At 73.9% G+C, this 9,967-nt stretch carries 9 protein-coding genes; 6 read left to right on the top strand and 3 right to left on the bottom strand.

Annotation, left to right across the window (positions count from 1 at the left end; all coding sequences use genetic code 11):
* Positions 1 to 314 precede the first annotated feature (314 nt).
* The 3 genes from ACSNOD_RS23110 (at position 315) to ACSNOD_RS23100 (ending at position 4,437) form a co-directional block, all read left to right on the top strand.
* Positions 315 to 974: a LuxR C-terminal-related transcriptional regulator gene (locus ACSNOD_RS23110; protein ID WP_436768942.1), complete on the top strand. Its 660-nt coding sequence runs from the start codon at positions 315 to 317 to the stop codon at positions 972 to 974.
* A 417-nt stretch (positions 975 to 1,391) separates the two neighbouring features.
* Positions 1,392 to 3,338 (top strand): 2-oxoacid:acceptor oxidoreductase subunit alpha, encoded by a 1,947-nt coding sequence (locus tag ACSNOD_RS23105; protein ID WP_436768941.1) that lies wholly within the window; start codon positions 1,392 to 1,394, stop codon positions 3,336 to 3,338.
* Complete coding sequence (locus ACSNOD_RS23100) at positions 3,331 to 4,437, top strand: 2-oxoacid:ferredoxin oxidoreductase subunit beta (RefSeq protein WP_436768940.1); 1,107 nt, start codon at positions 3,331 to 3,333, stop codon at positions 4,435 to 4,437. The genes ACSNOD_RS23105 and ACSNOD_RS23100 overlap by 8 nt, the downstream gene beginning before the upstream one ends.
* A gap of 178 nt (positions 4,438 to 4,615) precedes the next feature.
* Here the strand turns inward: ACSNOD_RS23100 and ACSNOD_RS23095 are convergent, their stop codons facing one another.
* Entirely contained in the window at positions 4,616 to 4,999 is a 384-nt protein-coding gene (locus ACSNOD_RS23095; protein ID WP_436768939.1) for a winged helix-turn-helix transcriptional regulator, read from the bottom strand.
* Positions 5,000 to 5,100: 101 nt separating this feature from the next.
* Between ACSNOD_RS23095 and ACSNOD_RS23090 the strand changes: the two genes are divergently transcribed.
* Genes ACSNOD_RS23090 through ACSNOD_RS23080 form a run of 3 tightly spaced genes read left to right on the top strand, consistent with a single transcriptional unit; the run spans position 5,101 to position 7,945 of the window.
* Positions 5,101 to 5,988, top strand: coding sequence for an SDR family oxidoreductase (locus ACSNOD_RS23090; protein WP_436768938.1), 888 nt, complete (start codon positions 5,101 to 5,103; stop codon positions 5,986 to 5,988).
* A 42-nt stretch (positions 5,989 to 6,030) separates the two neighbouring features.
* Entirely contained in the window at positions 6,031 to 7,419 is a 1,389-nt protein-coding gene (gene mshA / locus ACSNOD_RS23085) for a D-inositol-3-phosphate glycosyltransferase (protein ID WP_436768937.1), read from the top strand.
* Entirely contained in the window at positions 7,412 to 7,945 is a 534-nt protein-coding gene (locus tag ACSNOD_RS23080) for a YbjN domain-containing protein (protein ID WP_436768936.1), read from the top strand. The genes mshA and ACSNOD_RS23080 overlap by 8 nt, the downstream gene beginning before the upstream one ends.
* Positions 7,946 to 7,971: 26 nt before the next feature.
* On the opposite strand, the gene ACSNOD_RS23075 is transcribed toward ACSNOD_RS23080, so the two are convergent.
* Together ACSNOD_RS23075 and ACSNOD_RS23070 are read right to left on the bottom strand one after the other, a co-directional pair.
* On the bottom strand, positions 7,972 to 8,976 hold the full coding sequence (locus tag ACSNOD_RS23075) for a MerR family transcriptional regulator (RefSeq protein WP_436768935.1): 1,005 nt from the start codon (positions 8,974 to 8,976) through the stop codon (positions 7,972 to 7,974).
* Positions 8,977 to 8,980: 4 nt separating this feature from the next.
* Entirely contained in the window at positions 8,981 to 9,673 is a 693-nt protein-coding gene (locus tag ACSNOD_RS23070; RefSeq protein ID WP_436768934.1) for a HEAT repeat domain-containing protein, read from the bottom strand.
* Between the last annotated feature and the right edge of the window lie 294 nt (positions 9,674 to 9,967).

Genomic DNA, 9,967 nt, shown 5'->3' with positions numbered 1-9,967 from the left:
TCGACGCCGTCGACGGAGTCCTCGCCATCGACTCACCCCCCGGCGGCCCCACCACCATCACCGCAGAACTCCCCTGGCGCGGCTGACCGGCCCCGCCCACCCTCGTACGCGAAACCGACAGCGCCCGCCCGGACCCGTACGAGCTCGCACGAGCCCCGTACGAGCCCCGCACGAGCCCCCGGAACGCCGGCCGTGGCGACGCGGCCGGGCGATTGCTGGAATGCTGGTGGCGACCGACAGGACGCGGCCGGCGACAGCGCCCGGCCGCCACGAGCGCGACAGCGGTGCGGGGGAAGAACGACGTGGAGGACAGGGTGCGGGTGGTCATCGCCGAGGATTCGGTGCTGCTCCGGGAGGGCCTGACCCGGCTGCTGACCGACCGCGGGCACGACGTGGTCGCCGGGGTCGGCGACGCCGAGGCCCTGATCAAGACCATCGGCGAGCTGGCCGACGACAACGCGCTGCCGGACGTGGTGGTCGCGGACGTGCGGATGCCGCCGACGCACACCGACGAAGGGGTGCGGGCCGCGGTGCGGCTGCGCCGCGAGCACCCCCGGCTCGGCGTCCTGGTGCTGTCGCAGTACGTGGAGGAGCAGTACGCCACCGAGCTGCTCGCGGGCAGCAGCTCGGGCGTGGGCTATCTGCTCAAGGACCGGGTGGCCGAGGTGCGCGAGTTCGTGGACGCGGTGGTCCGGGTGGCCCGGGGCGGCACCGCGCTGGACCCGGAGGTGGTGGCCCAGCTGCTGGGCCGCAGCCGCAAGCAGGACGTGCTGTCGGCGCTCACCCCGCGGGAGCGGGAGGTGCTCGGGCTGATGGCGGAGGGCCGCACGAACTCCGCGATCGCCCGGCAGCTCGTGGTGAGCGACGGGGCCGTGGAGAAGCACGTGAGCAACATCTTCCTCAAGCTGGGCCTGGCGCCGAGCGAGGGGGACCACCGCCGGGTGCTGGCGGTGCTCACGTACATCAACTCCTGACCGGCGACTCCTGACCGGCGGCGCGCCGCCGTGCCCCGGGCCCGGCTCCGACGCGCTCCGACCGCTTCGGCGCGCCCCGCTCCGACGCGCTCCGGCGCGCTCGACCGGCCCCGCCGCGCTCCAGTCCCGTTCCGGTCCGGCGCAACCCGGATGCGGTTCCCTCAGTCTTTTGCCATAGGCCCAAAGAATGAGTGTCCCGGGGCGCCGGCGGGATCGGAGCAGGTGTGGGCAATTCATGGCAATCCGGCGCATCGATTCATCGGAACATCATGAACATCGGGTCCACTCCTCGGCCCCACCCGGGTAGGCGACCCTTACCGACGTAGAGTGGCCGGTGGGACAACCGGCCGTGACGTCCGGCCCGGACCTTCCGTCCGGGGGGCGCCCCGGCCGCCGCCGCGAGGGAGGTCCAGTTCAGTGACCAGCCAGGTCAGTGCCCAGGCCGACGAGGCCGAGGGGGCAGCCGAGCACGGTGCACCGTCAGGGGCCGGGGAGCGTCACCGCCCCGGCAAGGAAGTCCGGCGTCTCGACCGGGTCATCATCCGCTTCGCGGGCGACTCGGGCGACGGCATGCAGCTCACGGGTGATCGTTTCACCTCGGAGACGGCGTCGTTCGGGAACGACCTGTCCACGCTGCCGAACTTCCCCGCCGAGATCCGCGCCCCCGCCGGCACCCTGCCCGGCGTGTCCAGCTTCCAGCTCCACTTCGCCGACCACGACATCCTCACGCCGGGCGACGCGCCGAACGTGCTGGTCGCGATGAACCCGGCCGCGCTCAAGGCCAATGTGGGCGATCTGCCGCGCGGCGCCGAGATCATCGTGAACACCGACGAGTTCACCAAGCGGGCCCTCGCCAAGGTGGGCTATCCGGGCGACCCGCTGCAGGACGGCTCGCTGGACGGCTTCCGCGTCCACCCGGTGCCGCTGACCACCCTCACCGTGGAGGCGCTCAAGGACTTCGGGCTCTCCCGGAAGGAGGCGGAGCGCAGCAAGAACATGTTCGCGCTCGGCCTGCTGTCGTGGATGTACCACCGGCCCACCGAGGGCACCGAGCGGTTCCTGCGGAGCAAGTTCGCCAAGAAGCCGGACATCGCGGAGGCGAACGTCGCGGCCTTCCGGGCGGGCTGGAACTTCGGCGAGACCACGGAGGACTTCGCGGTCTCCTACGAAGTGGCCCCGGCCGCCGCGGCGTTCCCCGCCGGCACGTACCGCAACATCTCCGGGAACCTGGCGCTCTCCTACGGCCTGATCGCCGCCTCGCACCAGGCCGATCTGCCACTGTTCCTGGGCTCGTACCCGATCACCCCGGCCTCCGACATCCTGCACGAGCTGTCCCGCCACAAGAACTTCGGCGTGCGCTCCTTCCAGGCGGAGGACGAGATCGCGGGCATCGGCGCGGCGCTGGGCGCGGCGTTCGGCGGGTCGCTGGCCGTGACGACGACCTCGGGCCCCGGGGTGGCGCTGAAGTCGGAGACCATCGGCCTGGCCGTCAGCCTCGAACTGCCGCTGCTGATCGTGGACATCCAGCGCGGCGGGCCCTCCACGGGGCTGCCCACCAAGACGGAGCAGGCGGATCTGCTCCAGGCGATGTACGGCCGCAACGGCGAGGCGCCGGTGCCGATCGTGGCGCCGCGCACGCCGGCCGACTGCTTCGACGCGGCCCTGGAGGCGGCGCGGATCGCGCTCACCTACCGCACCCCGGTCTTCCTGCTCTCCGACGGCTATCTGGCCAACGGCTCGGAGCCGTGGCGCGTCCCCGAGCCGGACGAACTGCCCGACCTGCGGGTGCGGTTCGCGACCGGACCCAACCACACCACCGAGGACGGCACCGAGGTCTTTTGGCCGTACAAGCGCGACCCGCACACCCTCGCCCGGCCGTGGGCGGTGCCCGGCACCCCCGGTCTCGAACACCGCATCGGCGGCATCGAGAAGCAGGACGGCACGGGCAACATCAGCTACGACCCGGCCAACCACGACTTCATGGTGCGCACCCGGCAGGCGAAGGTCGACGGGATCGAGGTCCCGGACCTGGCCGTGGACGACCCCTCGGGCGACGCGCGCGTGCTGGTGCTGGGCTGGGGCTCGACGTACGGGCCCATCACGGCGGCCGTGCGCCGCACCCGCGCCGCGGGCGACCGGATCGCCCAGGCGCATCTGCGCCACCTCAGCCCCTTCCCGCGGAATCTCGGCGAGGTCCTGGGGCGTTACGAGAAGGTCGTGGTGCCGGAGATGAACCTCGGCCAGCTCGCCACGCTGCTGCGGGCGAGGTATCTGGTCGACGCCCGCTCCCACACCCAGGTCAGCGGGATGCCGTTCAAGGCCGAGCGGCTGGCGACGGTCTTTAAGGAGGCCATCGATGACTGAGACGATCGCGGAGGGGGCGTCGGGCGACGCGCTCTCCCTGGTGCCCAAGGCGGACGCCAAGCAGTCCATGAAGGACTTCAAGTCCGACCAGGAGGTGCGCTGGTGCCCCGGCTGCGGTGACTACGCCATTCTCGCGGCCGTCCAGGGCTTCATGCCCGAGCTCGGGCTGGCGAAGGAGAACATCGTCTTCGTCTCCGGGATCGGCTGCTCGTCCCGCTTCCCGTACTACATGAACACCTACGGGATGCACTCCATCCACGGCCGGGCGCCGGCGATCGCCACCGGGCTCGCCGCCTCGCGGCGGGACCTGTCGGTCTGGGTGGTCACCGGTGACGGCGACGCGCTGTCGATCGGCGGCAACCATCTGATCCACGCGCTGCGGCGCAATGTGAACCTCAAGATCCTGCTGTTCAACAACCGGATCTACGGGCTGACGAAGGGTCAGTACTCCCCCACCTCCGAGGTCGGGAAGATCACCAAGTCGACGCCGATGGGCTCGCTGGACGCGCCGTTCAACCCCGTGTCGCTGGCGATCGGCGCGGAGGCCTCCTTCGTGGCCCGGACGGTCGACTCCGACCGCAAGCACCTCACCGAGGTGCTGCGGGCCGCCGCCGCCCACCCCGGCACGGCCCTGGTGGAGATCTACCAGAACTGCAACATCTTCAACGACGGCGCCTTCGACGCCCTCAAGGACAAGCAGCAGGCCCAGGAGGCGGTGATCCGCCTGGAGCACGGGCGGCCGATCCGCTTCGGGGCGCCGCTGGCCGCGGAGGACGGCGGGGACGGGCTCGGCGCGAAGGGTGTCGTACGGGACCGGGCCACCGGTGACCTCCGGGTCGTCGACGTGACGCCGGCGAACGCCGCCGAGGTGCTGGTGCACGACGCGCACGCCACGTCCCCCACCACGGCCTTCGCTCTGTCCCGGCTCGCCGACCCGGACACGCTGCACCACACGCCCATCGGGGTGCTGCGCAGCGTGCGGCGGCCGGTGTACGACACGCTGATGGCCGATCAGCTGGAACAGGCCATCGAGCAGAAGGGCAAGGGCGACCTGGCCGCGCTGCTGGCCGGCAGCGACACGTGGACGGTGGTCGGCTAGTCGGCCGGTCGGCCGGGGGCGTCCTTCGCGGGCCACCGGCCGGCCCGCGCACCGTTCGCCGCGGCCCGGGTCCGACGCGAGGCGTCAGGCCCGGGCCGCGGCGCGTCCGGTCCGGCCCGCGCCGCATCGGGCGCGCGTCGCGTCGTACGGCGTCGGGGCCGGGCCGTGTCGTACGGTGTCAGGCGCGCGCCGCGTCGTACCGTTCGCGCGCCGCCTCCACCAGCTCCAGCCGCTGCTCGCTCCAGCGCGCCAGCGCCCACACCTGTCGCGCGGCCTCCTCGCCCAGCGGGGTGAGGGAGTAGTCCACGCGCGGCGGGATGACCGCGTGCGCGTACCGGTTCACGAAGCCGTCCCGCTCCAGGGTCTGGAGCGTCTGGGCGAGCATCTTCTCGCTGACGCCGCCGACGGCCCGGCGCAGCTCGCTGAAGCGGCGGCTGCCGCTCAACAGCTCGGCGAGCACGAGCACGCCCCAGCGGCTGGTGATGTGCTCCAGCACGCCCCGGGAGGGGCACATCGGCGCGTTCACGTCCGGCCTGATGGAGAACTGCTCACTTACGCTCATACCCGTACCTTACTTCAAAGTGGGTACTTTCGCTGAGTTAGTACCCCCCGTACGGTGAGTTTCTGTTCGCATCCGAACCGACCCCCGTACTGGAGCACCCCATGAGCATCGTCGTCACCGGAGCCACCGGGCGCCTCGGCCGCCTCGTCGTCGAGGGCCTGCTGGAGACCGTCCCGGCCACCCGGGTCGCGGCCGTCGTGCGCGACCCGGAGAAGGCCGCGGACCTCGCCGGGCGCGGCGTGGAACTGCGGACCGCCGACTACGGCGACCCCGACTCCCTGAAGGGCGTCTTCCGGGCCGGGGACCGGGTGCTGCTGATCTCGGGCAGCGAGGTCGGCCGGCGGGTGCCGCAGCACCGGGCCGTGATCGACGCCGCCCGCGCGGCCGGCGTGGCGCTGCTCGCGTACACCGGCATCCTCGGCGGCCCCGAGGCCGACTTCGAGCTCGCGTCCGAGCACCGGGAGACGGAGCGGGCGATCCTCGACTCCGGGCTGCCGTACGCCTTCCTGCGCAACGGCTGGTACCACGAGAACTACACGGCGAACCTGCCCGCCGTCCTGGAGCACGGCGCGGTGGTGGCCAACGCGGGCGCGGGCCGGGTGGCCTCCGCGGCCATCGCCGACTACGCGGCCGCGGCCGTCGCCGTGCTGACCGGTGACGGCCACGAGAACGCGGCCTACGAGCTGAGCGGCGACACGGCGTGGAGCCTGGCGGAGTACGCGGCGGAGGTCGGCCGGCAGTCCGGCCGGGAGATCGCCTACCGCGAGGTGCCGGCCGAGGCGCACCGGGAGATCCTGGTCGGCGCGGGGGTGCCGGAGGCGTTCGCGGCGATCCTCGTCGACGTCGACCACGCGATCGCCCGGGGCCGGCTGGCCGGCACGACCGGGGACCTGGCCAAGCTCATCGGCCGGCCGACGACGCCGATCGCGGAGGCGATCGCGACGGCGCTGCGGGACCGGCCGGAGGCGTGGTCGGGCCGGCGGAGCTGAGCGGGGCCCGGCGTGGCCGGGCGGGGCGGCGCGGGGCCCGGGATGGCCGGGCGGGGATCGGATCGGCGAGGTCGGCCGATCCGCCGGCCCGGCCGCCCGGCCCCCGCGCGGCGTCCCCGGCCCCGGCTGCGCCGCCCCGGCGCCCCGCGCCGCCCCCGCCGCGTCGCCATGCTCAGCGTGCACACCTCGCCGCTGCACCAGCCCGGCACCGGCGACGCCGGCGGCATGAACGTCTACATCGTCGAGCTGGCCAGGAAGCTCGCCGCGATCAACATCGAGGTCGAGATCTTCACCCGCGCCACCAACGGCGCGCTCCCCCCGGCCGTCGAGCTCGCCCCCGGCGTCCTCGTACGGCACGTCGACGCCGGCCCCTACGAGGGGCTCGCCAAGGAGGAGCTGCCTGCCCAGCTCTGCGCCTTCACCCACGGCGTGATGCGCGCCTGGGCGGGCCACCGCGCCGGCTACTACGACCTCGTGCACTCCCACTACTGGCTCTCCGGCCACGTCGGCTGGCTCGCCGCCGAGCGCTGGGGCGTGCCGCTGGTGCACGCCATGCACACCATGGCCAAGGTCAAGAACGCCGCGCTCGCCGCCGACGACACGCCCGAACCGGCCGCCCGCGTGATCGGCGAGACCCAGATCGTGCGGGCCGCCGACCGGCTGATCGCCAACACCGACGGCGAGGCCGGCGAGCTGATCCGGCACTACGACGCGGACCCCGCCAAGGTCGCCGTCGTCCACCCCGGGGTCGACCTGGACCGGTTCCGGCCCGACCCCGCCGGCGTCGCCGCGGGCCGCGCCGCCGCCCGCGCCCGGCTCGGACTGCCCCGCGACGCGGTGATCCCGCTCTTCGCCGGCCGCATACAGCCCCTCAAGGCCCCCGACATCCTGCTGCGCGCGGCCGCCCGCCTCGTCGAGCAGGACCCGAGCCTGCGCGAGCGGCTCGTCGTGCCGGTCGTCGGCGGCCCCAGCGGCAGCGGCCTGGCCCGGCCCGAGGGCCTCCAGAAGCTCGCCGCCCGGCTCGGCATCGCCGACATCGTCCGCTTCCGGCCGCCGGTCGGCCAGGAGCGGCTCGCCGACTGGTACCGCGCGGCCTCCGTCCTCGTCATGCCCTCCTACAGCGAGTCCTTCGGACTGGTCGCCATCGAGGCCCAGGCCAGCGGCACACCCGTGGTCGCGGCGGCCGTCGGCGGCCTGCCGGTGGCCGTACGGGACGGGGTGAGCGGCTTCCTCGTCGACGGCCACGACCCGGACGCGTACGCCGCGGTGCTGCGCCGCTTCACCGACGACCCCGCCCTCGCCGACCGGATGGGCACGGCCGCCGCCCGGCACGCGGAGTCCTTCGGCTGGGACAAGGCCGCGGCCGCCACGGCGGACGTCTACACCGCCGCCACGCAGGAGCGGCGTCGTCTACGCTCCCTCCATGGGTGACGCACAGGTCATGGGTGACGCACGGGAGATCGTCGAGCGGACGCTCCGGGACGCCGAGCTGGCCTGGGAGAGCCCGGCCGACGGCACGTACGTGGTCACGCTGCCGGGCACGCGGAAGCTGTCGACCACCTGTTCGCTCGTCGTCGGCAAGCACTCCCTGTCGATCAACGCGTTCGTCGTCCGCCGGCCCGACGAGAACCACGCCGAGGTCCACCGCTGGCTGCTGGAGCGCAACACCCGCCTCTACGGGGTCGGGTACGCCATCGACCGGCTCGGCGACATCTACCTCGTCGGCCGGCTGCCGCTCGCCGCGGTGACGCCGGAGGAGCTCGACCGGCTGCTCGGCGTCGTCCTCGAGAACGCGGACGGGAGCTTCAACACGCTCCTGGAGATGGGGTTCGCGGAGGCGATCCGCAAGGAGTACGCGTGGCGGGTGGCGCGCGGGGAGTCCACGCGCAACCTGGACGCGTTCACGAACGTGACCCGCGCCGTGGACGCGGACGACGAGGGCTCGGCCCCCTCGTAAGGCGCCCGCCCGGGCGGGGCGCCCGGTCACGGCGCGTCGCGCAGCCGGAGAACGTACGCCGCGGTCAGCGCGACGGCGCGGTCCGCGTCCCGCGACAGCTCCACGAGGGCGCGGTACGCCGTCGTCCCCGGGATGCCGGCCAGCGCCTGGGTCAGCCGTCCGCGCGCGGGCGCTCCGGTGGTGTCGTCGGCGAGGCGGTCGACGAGCCCGGCCGCGATCCGATCCGCCGTCGCGGAGTCGCCCGCCAGCACGCTCAGCGCGTCGGCCGCGTCGGTGTCGTTCCGGCCCGCCGCGATCATGTCGATGAGCGCCGGGATCGCGTCGGCCGCGCCCCGCGTCCCGAGGGCCACCGCCGCGTGCCCGCGGACCACGGCGTCGGGGTGCGCGAGGGCGTCCCGCAGCCGCGCGGTGGCCTCGTCGCCCGGCAGCTCGGCGAGGGCCCGTACGGCGCGTTCCCGCACCGCGGCCTCCGGTGCGGCCAGGCCCTCCGCCAGCAGCTCCGGTCCGCCGTCGCCCGAGCGCGCCAGCGCCCAGCGAAGGGCCCCGGCGACGTTCGGCTCCGTCTCGCTCAGCACCGCCTCGACCAGGGCCTCCACCGGCACGGGGGCCTCGTCGGCCGCGGACAGGGCCGCGCGCTGGCGCGCGTCGGCGCTCTTCGACCCCAGCGCGTGGAGGAGCGCGACGGCCTGGAGGACGTCTCCCCAGTCGGCGGGCTCAGCGGCGTCGATCCGGCGCAGCCGCGTCAGCAACTCCGTCTCCGCGGCGATGCGTTCGCGGGTCCGGCGGATCAGGTCGCCGACGAGCGCGGAGGGCGCGAAGCCGGGGTCGTCGAGCGCGCGCCCGATCTCACGCAGCGACAGGCCCAGCGACCGCAGGCTCTCGATGTGGAAGATCCGCCGGATGTCCTCCCCGGAGTACTCCCGATAGCCCGAGCCGGTACGGCCCGAAGGACGCACCAGCCCGAGCGACTCGTAATGCCGGAGCATGCGGGCACTGACCCCGGACCGTCGCGCCACCTCACCGATCAACACGTCCTCATCGTCCCTCCTGACCGGCCCCGCCGGCCCCACCGGCGCCGCCGAGGGCCACGACGCGCTTCGCCTCCTCGATCGCGAACGCGAATCCGGCGTCCGGGTCGCGCAGCAGCCGCTCCGTCGCGAGCGCGTGCGCGCGCGTACGGGGGTCGGGGGCGGTTGTCGCGGCGCGCAGCGCCGGCGCGATCACGTCCCCCAGCGCGACCAGCGCCCGGCTGAGGCTCAGCTGCGTCTCGCGGCCACCGCGCCCGAGCTGCGTCACCAGCGCGGCCGCCAGCGCGGGCTCCTTGCCCTCCGGCACGAGCACGACCGCGGCCCGCCAGGCGCTGCGCGCCACGTCGTCGTCGGCGTCGGTCAGCAGCGCCAGGGTGATCTCCGGCCACGCCCGGCGGTCCCCGATCTTGGACAGCGTGTGCAGCGCCTGGCTCCGCGCCTGCGCGCGCTCCGAGCGGAGCTCGCGGAGCAGCGCGGGGAGTGTCACCGCCACGGGGTGGCGGGTGAGCGCCCAGGTCAGCATGTCGCGGACGAAGAACTCGGGTTCGACCGCGCAACGCTCGACGAGCGCGTCCACGTGGCGGGGGTCGGGGTTCGTGCCCAGCGTGAGGGCGGCGCGCAGTCGCGTGGAGGACCGGTTGTCCTCCAGCGCGTGGAGCGCGGTGCGTGTCTCGTCCGTGTCGCGTCTTGTGAACGTCATCGAGGCCACCTCTCTCTTGGCATCGAGTGAAGGCGTTGACACGGTGTCAAGGTCAAACGCCGCGCCCTTCCGGGCGGGTTTGCGCGACGCCCACGTTGTGGGTCGTCCGTGAGGTGCGCCCTCCGGGCGGGTTGCGCGACGACCACGGTCACGTTGCTTGTGGCGCGAGCGTTTGCCCGCGCCTTCGGTGCGGGGACCACCACCTCACCCCGGCCGAAGGCCGGGGAGAACGCCCCGCCCCTTCGGGGCGAAGCCCCATTTCCCCGCCCCGAAGGGGCGGGACTCGTTTGTGGG

The organism is Streptomyces sp. URMC 123, from assembly GCF_051386515.1.
In the GTDB taxonomy this organism is placed as follows: domain Bacteria; phylum Actinomycetota; class Actinomycetes; order Streptomycetales; family Streptomycetaceae; genus Streptomyces.
Note: the sequence above shows the minus strand (reverse complement) of the source record. Positions and strands in the feature narration are given on the sequence as shown.

Bases quoted from the DNA above. Each gene is read 5' to 3' on its own strand.
- ACSNOD_RS23095 (WP_436768939.1), bottom strand. From the start codon at position 4,999: ATGAGCGTAAGTGAGCAGTTCTCCATCAGGCCGGACGTGAACGCGCCG.
- ACSNOD_RS23070 (WP_436768934.1), bottom strand. From the start codon at position 9,673: ATGACGTTCACAAGACGCGACACGGACGAGACACGCACCGCGCTCCAC.
- ACSNOD_RS23100 (WP_436768940.1), top strand. From the start codon at position 3,331: ATGACTGAGACGATCGCGGAGGGGGCGTCGGGCGACGCGCTCTCCCTG.
- ACSNOD_RS23090 (WP_436768938.1), top strand. From the start codon at position 5,101: ATGAGCATCGTCGTCACCGGAGCCACCGGGCGCCTCGGCCGCCTCGTC.
- mshA (WP_436768937.1), top strand. From the start codon at position 6,031: ATGGCCGGGCGGGGATCGGATCGGCGAGGTCGGCCGATCCGCCGGCCC.
- ACSNOD_RS23080 (WP_436768936.1), top strand. From the start codon at position 7,412: ATGGGTGACGCACAGGTCATGGGTGACGCACGGGAGATCGTCGAGCGG.